The 18,251-nt window shown below is 59.2% G+C and carries 15 protein-coding genes and 3 pseudogenes; 14 read left to right on the forward strand and 4 right to left on the reverse strand.

The genetic code is table 11. The features are described from left to right. Nucleotides 1–17: 17 nt before the first annotated feature. From ACP3TA_RS17550 to ACP3TA_RS17580, 7 genes and pseudogenes are all read left to right on the forward strand, one after another. A complete protein-coding gene (locus tag ACP3TA_RS17550) occupies nt 18–4,244 on the forward strand; it encodes an RHS repeat-associated core domain-containing protein (protein ID WP_206195896.1) in 4,227 nt (1,408 codons plus the stop codon). Continuing rightward, nucleotides 4,241–4,573 (forward strand): barstar family protein, encoded by a 333-nt coding sequence (locus ACP3TA_RS17555; protein WP_016927806.1) that lies wholly within the window; start codon nt 4,241–4,243, stop codon nt 4,571–4,573. The genes ACP3TA_RS17550 and ACP3TA_RS17555 overlap by 4 nt, the downstream gene beginning before the upstream one ends. A 378-nt stretch (nt 4,574–4,951) precedes the next feature. Further along, nucleotides 4,952–5,765 (forward strand): annotated as a pseudogene (locus ACP3TA_RS17560) (RHS repeat-associated core domain-containing protein); the annotation flags it as partial. Between the two features lie 47 nt (nt 5,766–5,812). After that, nucleotides 5,813–5,875: pseudogene (locus ACP3TA_RS17565) on the forward strand (hypothetical protein); the annotation flags it as partial. Beyond that, a complete protein-coding gene (locus tag ACP3TA_RS17570) occupies nt 5,860–6,126 on the forward strand; it encodes an immunity protein TriTu family protein (protein WP_071845145.1) in 267 nt (88 codons plus the stop codon). The pseudogene ACP3TA_RS17565 and the gene ACP3TA_RS17570, both read left to right, overlap by 16 nt. Nucleotides 6,127–6,213: 87 nt before the next feature. Further along, nucleotides 6,214–6,396 (forward strand): annotated as a pseudogene (locus tag ACP3TA_RS17575) (RHS repeat-associated core domain-containing protein); the annotation flags it as partial. 192 nt (nt 6,397–6,588) lie between these two features. Then, nucleotides 6,589–6,942 (forward strand): hypothetical protein, encoded by a 354-nt coding sequence (locus ACP3TA_RS17580; protein WP_033643013.1) that lies wholly within the window; start codon nt 6,589–6,591, stop codon nt 6,940–6,942. Between the two features lie 48 nt (nt 6,943–6,990). Here the strand turns inward: ACP3TA_RS17580 and ACP3TA_RS17585 are convergent, their stop codons facing one another. Both ACP3TA_RS17585 and ACP3TA_RS17590 read right to left on the reverse strand, forming a co-directional pair. After that, entirely contained in the window at nt 6,991–7,887 is an 897-nt protein-coding gene (locus ACP3TA_RS17585) for a PhzF family phenazine biosynthesis protein (RefSeq protein WP_426784384.1), read from the reverse strand. Between the two features lie 54 nt (nt 7,888–7,941). After that, nucleotides 7,942–8,859 carry a DMT family transporter gene (locus ACP3TA_RS17590; RefSeq protein ID WP_046687012.1) on the reverse strand — a complete coding sequence of 306 codons (918 nt, stop codon included), beginning with the start codon at nt 8,857–8,859 and terminating at the stop codon, nt 7,942–7,944. Nucleotides 8,860–9,040: 181 nt separating this feature from the next. Here ACP3TA_RS17590 and ACP3TA_RS17595 point away from each other — a divergent pair, with 181 nt between their 5' ends. The 4 genes from ACP3TA_RS17595 (at nt 9,041) to ACP3TA_RS17610 (ending at nt 11,628) form a co-directional block, all read left to right on the forward strand. After that, nucleotides 9,041–9,910, forward strand: coding sequence for a helix-turn-helix domain-containing protein (locus tag ACP3TA_RS17595; protein WP_206196010.1), 870 nt, complete (start codon nt 9,041–9,043; stop codon nt 9,908–9,910). Nucleotides 9,911–9,928: 18 nt separating this feature from the next. Continuing rightward, entirely contained in the window at nt 9,929–10,363 is a 435-nt protein-coding gene (locus tag ACP3TA_RS17600; RefSeq protein ID WP_046687014.1) for a glyoxalase/bleomycin resistance/dioxygenase family protein, read from the forward strand. A 311-nt stretch (nt 10,364–10,674) separates the two neighbouring features. Next, nucleotides 10,675–11,127 (forward strand): MoaF-related domain-containing protein, encoded by a 453-nt coding sequence (locus ACP3TA_RS17605; RefSeq protein WP_099783007.1) that lies wholly within the window; start codon nt 10,675–10,677, stop codon nt 11,125–11,127. A 9-nt stretch (nt 11,128–11,136) separates the two neighbouring features. Beyond that, nucleotides 11,137–11,628, forward strand: coding sequence for a nuclear transport factor 2 family protein (locus ACP3TA_RS17610; RefSeq protein WP_426784385.1), 492 nt, complete (start codon nt 11,137–11,139; stop codon nt 11,626–11,628). Between the two features lie 172 nt (nt 11,629–11,800). Here the strand turns inward: ACP3TA_RS17610 and ACP3TA_RS17615 are convergent, their stop codons facing one another. Next, the gene (locus ACP3TA_RS17615) at nt 11,801–13,000 is read right to left on the reverse strand and encodes a multidrug efflux MFS transporter (RefSeq protein ID WP_033650443.1); all 1,200 of its coding nucleotides are present in this window, start codon (nt 12,998–13,000) and stop codon (nt 11,801–11,803) included. A 261-nt stretch (nt 13,001–13,261) separates the two neighbouring features. Here ACP3TA_RS17615 and ACP3TA_RS17620 point away from each other — a divergent pair, with 261 nt between their 5' ends. Continuing rightward, nucleotides 13,262–13,711, forward strand: coding sequence for a MarR family winged helix-turn-helix transcriptional regulator (locus ACP3TA_RS17620; RefSeq protein ID WP_116286869.1), 450 nt, complete (start codon nt 13,262–13,264; stop codon nt 13,709–13,711). A 36-nt stretch (nt 13,712–13,747) separates the two neighbouring features. On the opposite strand, the gene ACP3TA_RS17625 is transcribed toward ACP3TA_RS17620, so the two are convergent. Continuing rightward, nucleotides 13,748–14,029: a YjcB family protein gene (locus ACP3TA_RS17625; protein WP_046898399.1), complete on the reverse strand. Its 282-nt coding sequence runs from the start codon at nt 14,027–14,029 to the stop codon at nt 13,748–13,750. A gap of 296 nt (nt 14,030–14,325) precedes the next feature. On the opposite strand from ACP3TA_RS17625, the gene mrdA reads away from it, so the two are divergent. After that, nucleotides 14,326–16,251, forward strand: a complete 1,926-nt coding sequence (gene mrdA, locus ACP3TA_RS17630; RefSeq protein ID WP_162997223.1) for a penicillin-binding protein 2 — start codon at nt 14,326–14,328, stop codon at nt 16,249–16,251. 107 nt (nt 16,252–16,358) lie between these two features. After that, nucleotides 16,359–18,077, forward strand: a complete 1,719-nt coding sequence (locus ACP3TA_RS17635) for a penicillin-binding transpeptidase domain-containing protein (protein ID WP_033643023.1) — start codon at nt 16,359–16,361, stop codon at nt 18,075–18,077. The last annotated feature ends 174 nt before the right edge of the window (nt 18,078–18,251 follow it).

Consider the following 18,251-nt stretch of genomic DNA (forward strand, 5'->3'; position numbering starts at 1 on the left):
CGTAAAAGGAACTTACGATGACCGAAGCGGCCCGCGTCGGCGATACCATCGGGCACTCCCATGCCCTGGCCGGCATGATTGCCGGCACCCTTGTCGGCGGCCTGATCGCCGCCGCAGGCGCATTGGCGGCGGGTGCGCTGTTCGTCGCCGGCCTGGCGGCTTCCTGTATCGGCGTCGGCGTGCTGCTTATCGGCGCCAGCCTGGCTGTGGGGTATCTCACCGGGGAGGCGGCCAGCGCGGCGCGCGACGGCATTGCCGACGCCGGTGCCGGTAGCCTGACCCCCAAAGGCAATATCGTCACCGGCTCCCCCAACGTCTTCATCAACGGCAAACCCGCCGCGCTCGCCACCAACAGCCAGGTGGCCTGCAGCGACGACGGCCCGAGCATGCAGATGGCGCAGGGCTCCGACAAGGTCAGCATCAACGGCCAGCCCGCCTCGCGCGTGGGGGACAAAACCAACTGCGACGCGCAGGTGATGGAAGGTTCGCCCAACGTGTTTATCGGCGGCGGCACCGTCACCACCTTGCCGATCAAGCCCGAAGTGCCGGATTGGCTGTATAAGGTCTCCGATCTGACGCTGCTGTTCGCAGGCCTGGTGGGCGGCGTGGGCGGCGCCGCCGGCAAGCTGGGGGCGCTCGGCAAACTGCTGGGCAAACTGCCCGGCATCAACAAACTGGCGCGCATCGCCTGCCGAGCCGGCACCCTGATGACCGCGACCGCCGCGGTCGGCATTATCGCCCGGCCGGTGGATATCGTCAGCGGCCAGAAATTCCTCGACGGCGAAGACGATCTCGATTTCGTGCTGCCATCGCGCCTGCCGGTCGCCTGGCAGCGCTATTGGCGCAGCGGTAACCCCGGCGACGGCGTGCTGGGCCGCGGCTGGAACCTGTTCTGGGAGAGCAGCCTGCAGCCGTATCAGGACGGCCTGGTGTGGCGCGCGCCTTCCGGCGACTTCGTCGCTTTCCCTAGGGTGCCGCGCGGCCACAAAACCTATTGCGAAGCCGAAAAATGCTGGCTGATGCACAACGACGACGGCAGCTGGCAGCTGTTTGACGTCGGCGAACAGATTTTCCACTATCCGCCGCTGGCGGGCGATCGGCCGAGCCGGCTCAGCATGATCACCGACGCCATCGGCAACGCCACCTCGCTGTTCTACGACGACGAGGGGCTGCTGAATGAACTGGTGGACAGCGCCGGGCAGCGCCTGATGTGCCGCTATGCGCAGGGCCGCCTGTGCGAAGTGGCGCTGCAAACCGCCGAAGGCGAACGGACGCTGGCGCGCTACGGTTACGATGAGCAGGGCCAACTGACGACGGTGAGCAACCGCGCCGGTGAGGTGACGCGCCGCTTTGGCTGGCGCGACGGCCTGATGATCAGCCACCAGGACGCCGCCGGACTGCTGAACGAATACCAATGGCAAGAGATCGACGGCGTGCCGCGCGTGACGGCCTATCGCAACAGCGCCGGAGAATCCCTTGAGTTCGGCTATGACTTCGCCGGCGGGCGCCGCAGCGCGGTGCGCGGCGACGGCAAACGGGCGGAGTGGCGGCTGGATGACGACGACAACGTGGCGCAGTACACCGATTTCGACCAGCGCCGCTACGGCTTTATCTACCAACGCGGCGAACTGTGCAGCGTGCTGCTGCCCGGCGGCGCGCAGCGCCGGAGCGAATGGGATCCTTACGGCCGCCTGCTGTCGGAGACCGATCCGCTCGGCCGCGTGACGCGCTATCAATATTCGCGCAACAGCGGCCGGCTGTTCGCCGTCGCATACCCGGACGGCAGCAGCGAAGCGCAGCACTGGGACACGCTGGGGCGCCCGACGCGCTATGTCGATGCGCTGGGCAATGCCACGCTGTACCGCTATCCGGATGACGAAGAGAGCCTGCCGGCCAGCGTGATCGACGCGCTGGGCGGGGAAGTGAAGCTGGAGTGGGACGCCCGTGGCCAGCTGACGCGCTACACCGACTGTTCCGGCAGCGTCACGGCTTATACCTACGATGCGCTGGGGCAACTGACGGCGCAGACCGATGCCGAAGGCCACCAGACGCGCTACCGGTGGGATAACGGCGGCCGCCTGCATACCCTGATCCACCCGGACGGCGGCGAAGAGCGCTTTAACTGGAACGCGCACGGCCAGCTGGCCGAACATCAGGACGCGCTGGGCAGCCTGACCCGCTGGCAGTACAACGCCCTGGGGCTACCGGTCAGCATCACCGATCGCATCAACCGCACCCGGCGCTATCACTACAGCCCGCAGGGCTGGCTGACGCGGCTGGAGAACGGCAACGGCGGCGACTACCGCTTCAGCTACGATGCGGTGGGCCGCGTGCTGACCGAAGAGCGCCCGGACGACACCCGCCATTATTATCGCTACGGCGCGGCCGGGCTGCTGGAGGAGCACCGTGAGGTCGGATTGCCGGGCAGCGCGGGCGAGCTGACGCAGCGCGAACAGCGCTTCCGCTTCGACGAGGCCGGGCAACTGGTCTGGCGCGGCAACGCCAGCGCGGAATGGCATTACCGCTTCGACGCCATGGGGCGGCTGCGCGAGCTGAACCGCCTGCCGACGGCGAGCGGCGCGGCGCTGGGCATCGAGCCGGACAGCGTACAGATGCGCTATGACGCCGCCGGGCGGCTGCTCGGCGAGCAGGGCGTGAACGGCGAGCTGCAATACCAGTGGGATGCGCTGGCCAACCTGCAGGCGCTGACGCTGCCGCAGGGCGATCGCCTGCAGTGGCTGTATTACGGCTCCGGCCACGCCAGCGCCATTAAATTCAACCAGCAGGTGGTGAGCGAATTCACCCGCGATCGCCTGCACCGGGAAACCGGCCGCAGCCAGGGCGCGCTGCAGCAGCAGCGGCGTTACGACGCCATGGGCCGCCGCAGCTGGCAGAGCAGCGCCTTCGGCCACGACAAACTGACCCGGCCGGAAGACGGCGTGCTGTGGCGCGCCTATCGTTACACCGGCCGCGGCGAGCTGGCCGGGGTGAGCGACGCGCTGCGCGGCGAAGTGCACTACGGTTACGACGCCGAGGGCCGCCTGCTGCAACACCGCGAACCCAATCAGGGCAAACCGGGCGCGCGGCTGGTGTACGATCTGGCGGATAACCTACTGGGTGAGCGCAGCCCGCAGAACGACATCGACGCGCACCTGCCGCTGGCGCCGATCGCCGACAACCGCCTGACGCACTGGCAAAAACTGTTTTACCGTTACGACGCCTGGGGCAACCTGATCAGCCGGCGCAACGGCCTGTATGAACAGCACTACCGCTACGACGCCGACAACCGGCTGGTGCAGGCGCGCGGCCGCGGCCCGCAGGGCGAGTTCGAGGCGCAGTATCATTACGATGCGCTGGGCCGCCGCAGCCGCAAGGCGGTGCGCTACAAGGGCAAAACCGAACAGACGACCCGTTTCCTGTGGCAGGGTTACCGCTTGCTGCAGGAGCAGCGCGACGACGGCAGCCGCCGCAGCTGGAGCTACGATCCGGCCAGCCCGTGGAGCCCGCTGGCGGCGCTGGAGCAGGCGGGCGACAGCCGCTCGGCGGATATCTACTGGTATCACACCGATCTGAACAGCGCGCCGCTGGAAGTGACCGACGCGGCGGGCAACCTGTGCTGGTCTGGGCAATACGACACCTTCGGCAAGCTGCAGGGCCAGACGGTGGCCGGCGCGGCGAAGCGGCAGGGTGCGCAATACCAGCAGCCGCTGCGCTACGCCGGGCAATATCAGGACGACGAAAGCGGCCTGCACTACAACCTGTTCCGCTACTACGAGCCCGAGGTGGGGCGTTTCACCACGCAGGATCCGATAGGACTGCGTGGCGGGTTGAACCTGTATCAGTATGCGCCGAACCCGCTGATGTGGGTGGATCCGTTTGGGTTGACATGTAGCCATTCTGCTAAGAATCCTAAGCAGGCTCACGCTGCTATAAAGGATAAATGGGGACACGATATGACTCCTAAAGAAATGAAGGAGTTACATAAAACGGTAGACAATATCAAATTGAATAGGCCAGCTTATGCAAGGGATGGTATTGAATTTGAAAATAGTTATCGTATATCACCGAATAGCCAACGACTAGATACAGGTAGTGGGCCATATAGAGAATGGACAGTTAAGACCCCTGGTGTTGGTAATCGAGGTACAAGACGTATTGTTGTTGATAAAGCGACAGGGAAAGCTTACTACAGTCATGATCATTACGATTCCTTTATAGAAATAGATCTTTCAGGGTGGAAATGATGAAGTTTAAACGAGTAGTTGTTGATTTTTCAGAAATAAATACGGATGATGAATTTCATGATGAAATGAATAGGGTTTTTGGTTTTCCAGATTTTTATGGGAATAACTTCAACGCTTTTGTTGACTGTTTAAATAGTCTTAGATTTCCTGATGATGGGATGACTAGCATACACTTAGATAAGGATGAGTATTTGCTGATGAAAATCAATGGAATAAATTCGCTGCCTGACGATATTAGATATAATTTTTTATTGGCGGTAGAGGCTGTCAATAGGGGTGCTATCTCGTTTGGTGACGAAGCATTGATTCTATTACTTTTGGTTAAATGAAAAATGTACTAAAAAGGTGCTCGACTTTGAATTAATGGACGCTTTTTTAATAATTTAAATAGAGCGTTCTTTAGAGGTGAGTTGGCATGTCAGACCATTGCGACGCTCTGTTTAGCCGCAACCGCACACTCATTTTTTTCGGGTTTTCATTGGAAGCAATGAATTCACTAAATCAAGGTTTTTTGTGCTGAGTGTTGTCTATCGGTGGCTAATGAGTAACTTTTTTATAATGGTCTGCTTTCAGATAATACCTGGTTTATATGAAAGAATTAAAATGTGAATAGATAATCTTCAGCTCTTTAAAAATAAAGAATCATAGAAAATTAATATTCCAAGTATTTATTGTAGAGCAGGCAGTCTGCTGTAACACCGTGAGCCCAATCAGGGAAAACCCTGGTGTACGATCTGGCGGATAACCTGCTGGGCGAACGCAGCCCGCAGAACGACATCGACGCGCACCTGCCGCTGGCGCCGATTGCCGACAACCGCCTGACGCACTGGCAAAAACTGTTTTACCGTTACGACGCCTGGGGCAGCCTGATCAGCCGGCGCAACGGCCTGTACGAACAGCACTACCGCTACGACGCCGACAACCGGCAGGTGCAGGCGCACGGTCGCGGCCCGCAGGGCGAATTCGAGGCGCAGTATCATTACGACGCGCTGGGCCGCCGCAGCCGCAAGGCGGTGCGCTACAAGGGCAGAACCGAACAGACGACCCGTTTCCTGTGGCAGGGCTACCGGTTGCTGCAGGAGCAGCGCGACGACGGCAGCCGCCGCAGCTGGAGCTACGATCCGGCCAGCCCGTGGAGCCCGCTGGCGGCGCTGGAGCAGGCGGGCGACAGCCGCTCGGCGGATATTTACTGGTATCACACCGATCTGAACAGCGCGCCGCTGGAGGTGACCGACGCGGCGGGCAACCTGTGCTGGTCCGGGCAATACGACACCTTCGGCAAGCTGCAGGGCCAGACGGTGGCCGGCGCGGCGAAGCGGCAGGGCGCGAAATATCAGCAACCGCTGCGCTACGCCGGGCAATATCAGGACGACGAAAGCGGCCTGCACTACAACCTGTTCCGTTACTACGAACCCGAGGTGGGGCGTTTCACCACGCAGGATCCGATAGGGCTGCGCGGCGGGTTGAACCTGTATCAGTATGCGCCGAACCCGCTGATGTGGATGGACCCGTATGGGTTGACTGAGGTTACTGTTGGTCGCTGGATGGGACCGGCAGAATATGAAAAAAAGGTTTCCACAGGTAAGGTTGTGCAAAGCACAACGGGAACTTCAACATGCTCAAAAAAATAAGTGATTGTATCTTATCCAATAGCCATTATGAAGTTAAGTACAATGCTAATGATTTTACAGATAGTCTGGTTGTTGATATAGATGACGATACGAAGATTGCGCGTTTTACGGTGTGGGATGATGCATCTTGTATGTTGGAGATCATTGATGTTGAAACCGGGAACTATATAATTAATGAACGAAGAGAATTATCAGACGAGGAAACTGTAATAGAAGCATTTAAAGAGTTTGTATCGTTGCTTAGAACTTAGTTATAAAGATTATTGATCTGATTTTGATATACTAATTTTAAATGCTCGGCTTTATGCACTGATGGACTTTTAAATAACGATGCGGAGAGCCCGCTGGCGGCGTTGGAGCAGGCGGGTGACAGCCGCTCGGCGGATATTTACTGGTATCAAACCGATCTGAATAGCGCGCCGCTGGAGGTAACCAACGCGGCGAAGCGACAGGGCGCGCAATACCAGAAGCCGCTGTGCTACGCCGGGCAATATCAGGACGACGAAAGCGGTCTGCACTACAGTTCAGCTACTACGAACCCGCGGATGTGGGTGGATCCGCTGGGATTGAGTAGCAGAAGAGACCAACTCCCAGGGGATAAAATGCTTCTGAAAAGTGCGGTATTGAAATTAACCGATATGACGACTAGCTTGTCTGGAATATACAGCGCAATGTCTTTCTTAGTTATCATTTAAGTAGAGAGTGAGCTAAAGATGAAGGTGCAAGCAATAAAGACTAAGTATGGGATCATTCAAGGGCGAGATGCCTTGATTATCTCTGAACATGAAGTGAGTCTTTCTCCTTTCACATTTAAAATTAAAGCGTTGCTTTCGTCATCGGCATGCGAGTTAGAGGTTTTGAATGAGGCTGATGTGAAAATAGAGTTCTTTTTTAGTGATATAGAAAGGATGTCTATCTATAAAGTCGATGACTATCCTTATGAGAAGTATTCAGAGTCAAGCTTTGACCTGCTGGAGGAATACAGTTCAGGAAAAGCAAGGGTTGCGTTAAGTACCTATGATCATGTTTTCGATGTTACAGGTAGTTTTAAAATATTGTATGAATAATGGCGGCATTTTGTGCCGCAGAAAAAGTTCGAAACGGTAGGAGGCATACTAAATATCCAATGTGCCGTTAATCAGGGTGCAGCACTGCCCGCCGATCCAGGGCTCGCCGTCAATAAAGCGCACGCTCACGCGGCCATCTCGCTTCAGTTGGGTGCCCTGGCGCACCAGATAGCCATGCGCGGTCCAATCGCCGTCGGGGAAGCGGTTGGCCTTCAGTAAGCGCGCCAGGCAGGCGTTGGCGCTGCCCGTTACCGGATCTTCGATCAAGGCGCCGCATTCCACCATAAATGCGCGCATTTCGTAATCTGCCGGTTCGGCCGCAGAACAGGCGCCATAAATCACTACGCCATCCACATCACAGGCGGTTTGCAACTGTTCGATCATAGCCTGATCCGGCATCACCGCCAGGCAAGATTGCGCATCCGGCAGGCGCATCATCAGCCAGCGGATGCCCATGTCGACAATAACCGGCAGGGTATCGGCTTCAATCACCGCCGGCTGTAAAGCGGCCATCAGCCGTTCTGTTTCCTCAACCGCCATCGCGCGAAAACTGACTTCGGGCGCGGCGAACGCCAATGCGCCTTCCGGCAGGATATTGATCGCCACCAGGCCGACGCCGCATTCCTGCATCACCGTTCCGGGGCGTTTAGGCGCCAATCCGGCTTCCAGCAGGGCGTGTGCGGTGCCCAGCGTCGGGTGGCCGGCGAAGGGCAGCTCTTTTTCGGTAGTGAAGATGCGCACCTTATAATCCGCCGCCGGGTGCGTCGGTTTAAGCACAAAGGTGGTTTCCGAAAGGTTGGTCCAACGGGCCAATGCCAGCATCTGCGCGTCGTTCAGCCCTTCGGCTTCCAGCACCACCGCCACAGGATTGCCGAGCAGCGGCGTGGCGGTGAAAACGTCCACCTGTTTGTAGGCGCGGGGTGTCACATCATCGCTTCTGAGCATTGGCCATCATCCGTTATCAACAAAACCTGATGATAACGATATTCGCCAATGGCTTCAAAGGGTTGAATTTTGTTTTGGCATTCCAGCCCGTCGCCACCTCAGCCCCGGCTTGGCGAACATCACCAGGTTGCCCAGCAGAATCAGGCACAGCCCCAGCACGGCGTTGAAGTGCCACTGGTAGCCTTCGTAGATCGTCGAGATGGTCAGCGCCACCAGCGGGAACAGCAGGGTGCTGTAAGCCGCCGCGCCGGCGCCGATGCGGCCGAGCAGGCTGAAGTAGGCGGCGAAGGCGATCACCGATCCGAAGACAGCCAGGTACAGCAGGGAGCCGATATAGCGGCTGCTGAATTCGATCTGGAACGATGCGCCTTGCGCCAGGGCGATCAGCGCCATCAGCATCGCGCCGTAGGTCATGGCGTAGGTGTTGGTGGAAAAGATATCCAGCCCGCGGCGCTGATGACGCGCGCTGATCATATTGCCCAGCGAGAAGCCGTAGGTGCCGAGCGCGCTCAGACCGATGCCTTTGAGCAGCTCCGGCGCCATGCGGGTGGCGGCCAGGTCTTGCCAGAACAGCGCCACGATGCCGGTCAACCCCAGCAGCGCCGCCGGCAGCAGGTTGGGGCTGGGGCGCTGGCGGAAAAACAGCAGGCTGTTGAGGGCATTGAACAGCACCGCCATCGAGAAGATCACCGATTCCAGCCCGCTGCTGATATAAGCCGCCGCGTGGTAAAAGCAGAAGAAGTTGAAACCGAACACGCAGCAGCCCTGCAACACGCAGAACAAATGATCGCGCGGGGCGATGCGGCGCAGACGCCGCAGCAACACCAAGACGACGAACATCACCGCGGCGGAAATGGCGAAGCGGTAAGCGATCGAGACGGGAATGGCCACCGGCCCTTCCTGTTGCAGGGTGATCGCAATCCAGGTGGTGCCCCAAATCAGCACCACGGCGAGGTACAACAGCGCATTCATTCTATTTGTTACTCCGAAAAAACCGATGGCGCAGTATCCGCTTTGGCGCGCGGCGGCGCTTGCAGCGCTTTGCGCTCAGTTGCATATTCTTGCGCTTTTTTTGCCAAAAGCGCGGGGCGGCGGCTGGTATGCGGCGGCGCCACTCTTTACACTGTCGGCATGTCGAACAACGGGGCCGGCGATGTCCAACTATCAGGCGTTTGAAACACTGCGTGAGCATAAAGCGCGGTTGCACGGCCGCGTGCTGCTGGGCACCGGCGTGGAGCTGGCGGCCTGGTCCAACTGTAACGATCGCGTCACGCAGGAGAGCGCCGACCACCATACCCTGAGCCTGTACGTCGCCGATGGCTATGAGTGCTACCAGCAGGTGCCGGGCGGCTGGCGCAACGGCGGCGGGCCGGATCGGTTCTGCATCATGCCGCGCCAGTATGCATCTACCTGGGATGTGCGCAGCGATCTGTCGTTCGTGCATCTGTATTGCACCGACGGGCATTTGCGCCGGCTGGCGGAGCAAACCTGGGATCGCAGCCCGGCGGCGATCAACGTAGAGCCGCGCAGCTTTGGCGAAGATCCGCAAATTACGCTGCTGTATCGCCAGTTTTTGCTTAACTGCGACTGGCGTGACAGCGCCAATCTGCTGGCGCTCAGCAGCGCGTCGAACCTGCTGATGTCGCACCTGATCCAACGCTACAGCCAGCTGCAGTGGACGCTGCCGCAGGCGCGCGGCGGCCTGGCCCCCGCGGTAGCCAGGCGGGTGCGGGAATATATCGCAAGCCATCTCGATCGGCCGCTGCTGCTGGCCGATCTGGCGGCGCAGGCCGGATTGAGCGAGTACCACTTCGCCCGCATGTTCAAGCACGCCACCGGCCTGGCGCCGCACCAGTTCGTGATGCGCGCGCGGCTGCAACGGGCGGAACAGCTGTTGCGGCATAGCCAACAGCCGATCACCGAGATCGCGCTGGCGTGCGGCTTCAGCTCCGCCAGCCATTTCAGCAACCGCTTCAAGGCGGCCTATGGATTTGCTCCGCTGCAGATGCGGCAGGGGCGCTAACCGGATGGGAGTGTAAGCATGGAACAACAATTTGCGGGCCTGGGCGTGTTGTTTGTCGCCGGATTCGGGCCCATCACGCGTGAGAGCGACGCGAGCAAGGCGTTTTATGTCGAGGCGCTGGGGCTGCCGCTCAAGCCGATGCCGGGCAACGAGAGCTATCTGCTGGCCGAGCAGGGTGCGCTGGACGGGGTGAAACACTTCGCCCTGTGGCCGCTGGCGCAGGCGGCGCAGTCCTGCTTTGGCGACGAGCGCTGGCCGGCGGATCTCGCGGCGCCGCAGGCGTGGATCGAATTTGACGTGGCCGACATGGCGATAGCCACCCAAGGGCTAATCGATCGCGGTTATCGGCTGCTGGTCGCCAACCGTGAAGAGCCGTGGGGGCAAAGCGTTACCCGGTTGCTCAGCCCGGAAGGATTGCTGGTTGGCGTCACCTATACGCCCTGGCTGCGTTAAACGCCGCGCCGTTCGCCGCCGTTCTCCCTGCGGCGGGCGGCTTAAGAACAAATTCGCATTAGCTTAAAGCTATCTGCGCTATAGACCTACCGAATCCCCGAGCTATCCCTCATCCTGAAAACAGTAATCCCGTTCATTGCGTAAAAACCAAGGGTCAGAACGCGCTATTGCCACGCCATTTCACGGCGATTTTTCACCCTCTTTTGGCGTCGTCAGGTGCCTGATGGGAATAGAGATTATTCTTATATTTCCGCTAACCGTTAAGAAATAATAATGATTCTCGTTTTCAACCACGGAAAGGAGAAGGAACGATGAAAACAGTGAAGCGAACGGGTATCGCGCTGGCGATAGCCCTGACTTTCCCCCTGGCATTGCCTGCCGCTACGGCGGCGCAAACCTCCCTGACAAACAGTAAGGCGGCGACGATGACGGAAAAACACGGGCAGTTTATTGCGGTTGGTAAAGTGGTGCAGGTGACCTTTGGCGATTTCGCCTTCAAGCTGGATTTTACCGATGACAAGACCATGACCTTCACCGGCATCGGCGAGGCGTCGCAGGGCATCACCGATACCGTGCAGTACACCGCGGTGGAAATTCGGCCGAAGGTCTACATGGTCTACTGGCATGAGCCGCAGTCCGGTGACAACGTGACGCATATCGAGGACTTCGAGCGCGGCGAGGTGTACACCAACATCGCCGCCAAGGACGGCAGCTTCACCCATCTGAAAGGGCAGCTGAAAATTGTAGGTCACTCAGGAAACTAAGGAGCAGTTATGAAAAAGGCATTGATCACCTGTGCGATCGTCGGCGGCCTGCTGGCGAGTTACCCGGCGCTGTCAACGGATCAGGCGGCGTCTTACAAATCGGCCGGCAAGGGCGGTTATCATCATGCTCAGCAAAAGCTGAAGGTGGTGGAAGATCTGTACGCGGGCTTCTTCAACCGCCATGACATCGGCGTGGCGCGGAAGCTGATTGTGGAAAACTACAAGCAGCATAACCCGTTCGTCGGCGACGGCATCAAGCCGTTCCTCGATTTCTTCAGCCAGACCTTCAAAGACAACCCGCAGTACAGCGCTAAAATATACCGCAGCGCGGTCAACGGCGATCTGGTCTACGTTCACGTCAAATATCAAAATAACCCGCAGGATCGCGGCACTGCCAGCGTGGATATTTATCGGGTGAACGATCAGGGGAAAATCACCGAGCATTGGGACGTCAATCAGGATGTGCCGGAAAGATCGGCCAACGACAACACCATGTTCTGATGCAAAAGGGCCGCTGCGGCGGCCCTCTACGCGCCTGCAACACTTTATTTACTTACATAAATACCAAACGTTCATCGCGTCGAGTAGGCTACGGCCGCCTTTGGCAGTGGCGGCACGGTTGATGGGCGTCATTGTCCCGCCACTGCTTGAGGCGCTTCCCTCGCATTCCCCGCTATCCCGCGCGTTTAGGCTGCACTTTTTTGAACTGATGGCGCAGCTGCAGCGCATTGAACAGCACCAATACCGCCGTCACGGCGAACACCCAACGGAACCCCATCATCGCCGAAATGCCCGAACCCAGCAGCGGGCCGACCACGTTGCCCAGATACATAAATGACTGGTTATAGCCGAAGATGCGCCCGGTCACCTGATCGGAGGAATACTTCAGCAGCAGCGCCTGCACCGCCGGCATCAGCGCGCCATCGGCGAAGCCCAGCAGAAAACGCAGAATGCCCAGCTGCAGCGGCGTATTCACCCAGGCCATCACGGCGAACAGGCCGGTGGTGAACAGCAGCGCGGCGATCAGAATGCGCGCGGTGCCGATGCGATCGCCGAGCCGCCCGAGGCGCGGCGCGGAGATCAGCGCCGCGATGCCGGGCACGGCGGCGATCATGCCGCTGACGAAGGCGATATTGCTGACGTTGCCCGACAGTTCGCGAATGAACAGCGTCAGGATCGGGCTGATGGAGGAGTTGGCCAGCTGGATCATCAGGGTGCAAACGAACAGGGTGACGATCAGCGCCGGATAGGGCAGCGACCGGAATACCGCCTTGCCGCTCAGCTGATCCGCTTTTTTCACCGTGATGCGCCGCTCTTTAATCAGGAACAGCGTCACCAGGAAGCTGACGAACATCAGCCCGGAAGTGACGAAAAACACCACCCGCAACCCCAGATGGTCGGCCATCAGCCCGCCCAGCAGCGGCCCGGCGATCACGCCGGAGATCTGCCCGGTCGAGAGCGTGCCCAGCGCCCAGCCGCTTTTATCGCGCGGCGCCTGCGAGGCGACCAGCGCCATGGCGTTGGGAATATAGCCGGACGTCAGCCCCATCAGGGCGCGCAGCGCGAACAGCTGCCACACGTTGGTGGCCAGCCCCTGCAGCGCGATGACGATCGCCATGCCCAGCGAAGCGCGCAGCAGCATCAGCTTACGGCCTTTACGGTCGGCCAGGCTGCCCCACAGCGGCGACACCACCGCCGAGACCAAAAAGGTGCCGCTGAATACCAGCCCGGACCACAGGCTGAGGGATTGATGATCGCTGACGCCGAGTTGTTCGACGTACAGCGGCAGAAAAGGGAGGATTTGGCTCATCGCCAGCCCGGTGAAGAAACACCCGAGCCAGACCGAGATCAGATTGACTTTCCACGCTTCCATCGGCTTATCGTACCACGTTGAATGAGGAGGGATTTGTTAAGCAAAATAATAATAACACTGCAAATTAGTCAGCGAGGGGGCAAATGCGTGAGCAAACGTAACCCTGCCGGCTGCAGTGTCTTTTTGCTATATATTAATAGCTATATTATCATAGATAAATGGGTTAAGCCAGAAGTGCGCGGTGGCCGAACGGGGCGCCATTGACTGCGCGATCCGGCGATGTGAAAGTAGGGACAAACTGAACGTTATCGACTGATGCCAATGAAAAAAGATCATCCTGAAGACGTGACGCTGCTGCGCACGCAGTTAATGTCGCTGGTGCGCCGCATGCGGCGCGAGTCGCGCAGCGACGAAAAATCCTGGGCCCAGCTGATGCTGTTGGGGGCTATCGATCGCCATGGCGGCGAGGCGACGCCGTCGTTGCTGGCGGAGTCGGAGCGTATGCGCTCCTCAAACCTGGCGGCCGCGTTGCGCGAGCTGGAAGCCGAGGGGCTGCTGGTGCGCACGCCGGATGCCGAAGACAAACGCCGGGTGCGGGTGCGGCTGACGTCCGCCGGGCTGGGTTTGCTGCAGCAAAGCCGCGTCCGACGTGAGGCGTGGTTGCTGGCGGCGATGGAAAGCTGTCTGTCCGAGCGGGAGCAGGCGCTGTTGCTCGAAGCGGGGGCGCTGATGGCGCGGCTGGCGGCGGCGCCGTCTGCGGAAGCGGACTGATTGCAGGGGCGGCCTGAGTTGCCCCCTGCGGCGAGATTACGGCATCGGCCAATCGACCGGCATGGTGCTGACCACGTCCACGTAGCGATCCCAGGCCGATGACCAGAATTGGGCGAAGGCTTCGAGGGTGAAGTGAATGCCCATCAGGCCCATCACGAACCAGCAGGCGGTAAACAGGCCCAGGCTGCTGAACATGAACGCCATGCCATTGCGGCTGGTTTTACGGCAAACGACGTTTAACTGGCTGGCGAAGAACATCATCACGGCGCTCAGCAACTCCCAGCGCATCATGATTAAACCGGTGGCAATGGTACTCATCGAACTCGATCCTATGTAACAAAAAGCCGCATCCGGCAGGGCGCCGACAGGAAAATGCGGAGGAGAATAACGGTAATAGTGTGATAAGGATCACATTGTAGCATTGAGAGGAACGGCGGCTCAATGGGGCGCGCGGTGAAAAAATCGCCGCCGGTAACATTCCAATATGCTGAAACAGTTATGCCATTTCATTAGCAACCTTTTCATGGGGCGTCGCGCCCGATAACGCTATGCTTGCCGGCTTTTCAGTTCCCTGATTTTGCGGGGAAATGTGACGCAAAAGGTATCGGCTCCGCATGGCCCTGTTAAAAGAAAAAATTCGCGACCACTCCGCGGAAGAGATGCTGTTTATCCGCCGGGCGGCCGTGGCGCTGGCGCTGGTGGTGGTCTGTTTCGGCGCGCTGGTCGTCAACCTCTACCGGCTGCAAATTCGCCAGCACGGCTTTTACCAGACGCGCTCCAACCAGAATGACATCAAGATGTTGCCGATCGCCCCGAGCCGCGGGCTGATCTTCGATCGCAACGGCATTCCGCTGGTACGAAACGTGACACTGTATCGCATCGAGATCACGCCCAGCAAAATCACCGACATGGCCGCGCTGCTGCAGGCGTTGACGCCGATCGTCGATCTGACGCCGGAAGATATCAGCGCGTTTCGCGACGACATGCACCACAACAGCCGCTACAAGCCGATAACGCTAAAAGCGGGGCTGAACGACACCGAGGTGGCGCGTTTCGCCGTCAATCAATACCGTTTCGACGGGGTGACTATCGATACCTATCAGCAGCGCGAATATCCTTACGGCGCGCAGCTGGCGCACGTGCTGGGCTACGTGTCGAAGATCAACGACAGCGATCTCAAGCGCCTGGACAAGGCCGGGTTGAGCGAGAACTATGCCGCCGATCGCAACATCGGCAAACAGGGCATCGAGGCCTATTACGAGTCCGAGCTGCACGGCACCACCGGCTATCAGGAGGTGGAGGTGGATAACCACGGGCGGGTGATCCGCTTGCTGAAGGAGCAGCCGCCGCAGGCCGGCAAAAACATCTACCTGACGCTGGATCTGCCGCTGCAGCAGTACATCGAATCGGTGCTGAAGGGGCAACGCGCCGCGGTGGTGGTGGAAGATCCGCGCGACGGCGGCATTCTGGCGATGGTCTCCAGCCCCAGTTACGATCCCAATCCCTTCGTCAAAGGCATCGGCTATCAGGCCTATAAGGCGCTGCTCCGCAACCCGGATTTGCCGCTCATCAACCGCGTCACCCAGGGGCTGTACCCGCCGGCGTCGACGGTGAAGCCCTACATGGCGGTTTCGGCGCTGTTTGCCGGGGTGATCACGCCCACCACCACCTTTTTCGGCGCGCCGACCTGGACGCTGCCCGGCACCGAGCGGCGCTATCGCGACTGGCTGAAGACCGGTCACGGCATGCTCAACGTCACCAAAGCGATAGAAGAGTCCGCCGATACCTTCTTTTATCAGGTGGCGTATGAGATGGGCATCGATCGCATTCACCATTGGCTGAGCCAGTTTGGTTACGGCCAGTCGACCGGCATCGATCTGAACGAAGAGTACCGCGGCGTGCTGCCAAGCCGCGACTGGAAGCTGAAGGTGCACAAAAAAGTCTGGTATCAGGGGGATACGGTATCGGTCGGCATCGGCCAGGGATATTGGGTGGCGACGCCTATTCAGATGGTGAAAGCGCTGACTACGCTGATCAACAACGGTAAGGTGAAAACGCCGCACCTGCTGTATTCGCTGCAGCAGGGCAACCGGGTCACGCGTTATCAGCCGCCGACGCAGGCGCTGCAGATTGGCGATCCCCGTTCGCCTTACTGGGGCATTGTGCGCAACGGCATGTATGGCATGGCCAACCTGCCGAACGGCACCGGATACAAGCTGTTCCATACCGCGCCGTACCAGATTGCCGCTAAATCCGGCACCTCGCAGGTATTCAGCCTGAAGCAAAACCAAACTTACAACGCCAAAATGATTCCGGTGCGGCTGCGCGATCACATCTTTTATACGCTGTTCGCCCCCTACAAAAACCCCCGGGTGGCGATGGCGCTGATCCTGGAAAACGGCGGCGGCGACGGCGTGGTGGCGGGGCCGACCGCGCGCGCGATCCTCGACCACATTTTCGATCCGGCCAACGCGCCCCAGCCCGGCGACGCGGCGCAAACTAAACCGCAGTTAAACGACAGTGCGGATGTGCAACGGTGATGCGGTTTGTTTTTACTTTCTTACAAACTGCAATCTCCTGACCATTTCCGGCAAGGTAGACTGAAATAACACGATAAACCGAATAAAAACGCAGGGTTAACACAACAGTGGCGCCATCGACCAAAAAGAGCGGTAAAACCTATTCCACAGTTCGTTTCGGCTGGATTTGCGCCGGCATGCTGGTCTGTTTTTTTCTGTTGGCGTTCAGGGTCGGTTACCTGCAACTGCTGGAACACCAGCAGTTGGCGAACCAGGCAGATCAGCGCTCGATTCGCACCCAGGTAGTGCCGACCAACCGCGCCATGATCACCGATCGCAACAATGAGGCGCTGGCGGTCAGCGTGTCGTCGAAAGACATCGTGCTGGATCCGAAGCATATTCTCGATACCCAGACTGATACCGGCAACGAACGCTGGCAGAGCATGGCCAACGTGCTGAAGATCCCGCTGGCGGACGTGCAGCATCTGATCCAGAGCAACGCGCACAAACGCTTTGTCTACCTGGCGCGCAAGGTGGAGGACGACAACGCCGCTTATATCAGCAAACTGCACCTGACCGGCGTCAGCACCGAGCAGGATTTCAGCCGCTTCTATCCGATGGGCCAGGATGCGGCCGGCCTGATCGGCATCGTCGGCCAGGACAATCAGGGGCTGGAGGGCATCGAGCTGGGCTTCAACCCGTTGCTGCAGGGTAAAAACGGCCTGCGGGTCTACCAGAAGGACGGCAGCGGTGCGGTGATCGGCGTGATTAAAAGCGTGGATCCGGTTCCACCGCCGAATGTGACGCTCAGCATCGACAAATTTATCCAGTACGTGCTCTATGCGCAGATCCGCGACGGCGTGGTGGCTAACCAGGCCGACTCCGGCTGCGCGGTGCTGGTGAAAATCGACACCGGCGAAATCCTCGGCATGGCCAGCTACCCGTCGTTCAACCCGAACAACTATGGCAGCACGCCGGCGAAAGATATCCGCAACGTGTGCAGCAGCGACAGCTTCGAACCGGGTTCGACGGTGAAACCGGTCGTGGTGATGGTGGGGCTGGAACATAAGCTGATTCGGCCGGATACCGTGTTGGACACCACGCCGTATCGGGTGAACGGTCACCTGATTAAGGACGTCGGCCACTGGTCGAAGCTGACCATCACCGGCGTGCTGCAAAAATCGAGCGACATCGCGGTATCGCACATTGCGCTGGCGCTGCCGGCCACGGTGCTGCCGGCGGTCTACCGCAGCTTTGGCCTGGGGCGGCCGACCGAGCTTGGCATCGGCAACGAGAGCAGCGGCTACCTGCCGCAGCATCGCGAGCGCTGGGCCGATATCGAACGCGCCACGTTCTCCTTCGGCTATGGGCTGCGCGTGACGCCGCTGCAAATGGCGCGCGAGTATGCCGCGATCGGTTCCTTCGGCATTTATCGGCCGCTGTCGATCACTAAGGTGACGCCGCCGGTGATGGGGCAACGCATTTTGCCGGCCGATACGGTCAGGTCCGTGGTGCATATGATGGAAAGCGACGCCTTGCCGGGCGGCAGTGGGGTGAGCGCTGCGGTGCCCGGCTACCGTTTGGCGATCAAAACCGGTACCGCCGAGAAAATGGGCCCCAGCGGCAAATACGACGGCGGCTATATCAACTATACCGCCGGCGTGGCGCCGGCCAGCGATCCGCAGGTAGCGCTGGTGGTGATGGTCAACAACCCGAAAGCCGGCAAGCACTTCGGCGGCTCGGTAGCCGGGCCGGTGTTCGGCAAGATCATGGCCCAGGTGCTGGAGCACATGAATATCCTGCCGGATGCCCAGCCGCTCAATGTGGTGTCGTCGGTTAAAGGGTGAGGATTTAAGCGGGAAGTGAGTGGGTCAGAAAATGTCTGACCCACGCTTCAATACAACGAGTTTAACCTACGGCAGTATTTATTATGGATATGCCTTGAAATATTGATTGATATTCGACTTGAATGAATTTCTCTGTTTCTAAAATAATATTTCTTATTTGGCGATTCGCAGAGA

Origin of the sequence: Serratia sp. 2C06 (genome assembly GCF_050037615.1) — a bacterium.
Classification (GTDB): domain Bacteria; phylum Pseudomonadota; class Gammaproteobacteria; order Enterobacterales; family Enterobacteriaceae; genus Serratia; species Serratia ureilytica.

Excerpts from the sequence above, each read along its gene's own strand:
- ACP3TA_RS17550 (WP_206195896.1), top strand. The coding sequence starts at position 18 with ATGACCGAAGCGGCCCGCGTCGGCGATACCATCGGGCACTCCCATGCC.
- ACP3TA_RS17555 (WP_016927806.1), top strand. The coding sequence starts at position 4,241 with ATGATGAAGTTTAAACGAGTAGTTGTTGATTTTTCAGAAATAAATACG.
- ACP3TA_RS17570 (WP_071845145.1), top strand. The coding sequence starts at position 5,860 with ATGCTCAAAAAAATAAGTGATTGTATCTTATCCAATAGCCATTATGAA.
- ACP3TA_RS17580 (WP_033643013.1), top strand. The coding sequence starts at position 6,589 with ATGAAGGTGCAAGCAATAAAGACTAAGTATGGGATCATTCAAGGGCGA.
- ACP3TA_RS17585 (WP_426784384.1), bottom strand. The coding sequence starts at position 7,887 with ATGCTCAGAAGCGATGATGTGACACCCCGCGCCTACAAACAGGTGGAC.
- ACP3TA_RS17590 (WP_046687012.1), bottom strand. The coding sequence starts at position 8,859 with ATGAATGCGCTGTTGTACCTCGCCGTGGTGCTGATTTGGGGCACCACC.
- ACP3TA_RS17595 (WP_206196010.1), top strand. The coding sequence starts at position 9,041 with ATGTCCAACTATCAGGCGTTTGAAACACTGCGTGAGCATAAAGCGCGG.
- ACP3TA_RS17600 (WP_046687014.1), top strand. The coding sequence starts at position 9,929 with ATGGAACAACAATTTGCGGGCCTGGGCGTGTTGTTTGTCGCCGGATTC.
- ACP3TA_RS17605 (WP_099783007.1), top strand. The coding sequence starts at position 10,675 with ATGAAAACAGTGAAGCGAACGGGTATCGCGCTGGCGATAGCCCTGACT.
- ACP3TA_RS17610 (WP_426784385.1), top strand. The coding sequence starts at position 11,137 with ATGAAAAAGGCATTGATCACCTGTGCGATCGTCGGCGGCCTGCTGGCG.
- ACP3TA_RS17615 (WP_033650443.1), bottom strand. The coding sequence starts at position 13,000 with ATGGAAGCGTGGAAAGTCAATCTGATCTCGGTCTGGCTCGGGTGTTTC.
- ACP3TA_RS17620 (WP_116286869.1), top strand. The coding sequence starts at position 13,262 with ATGAAAAAAGATCATCCTGAAGACGTGACGCTGCTGCGCACGCAGTTA.
- ACP3TA_RS17625 (WP_046898399.1), bottom strand. The coding sequence starts at position 14,029 with ATGAGTACCATTGCCACCGGTTTAATCATGATGCGCTGGGAGTTGCTG.
- mrdA (WP_162997223.1), top strand. The coding sequence starts at position 14,326 with ATGGCCCTGTTAAAAGAAAAAATTCGCGACCACTCCGCGGAAGAGATG.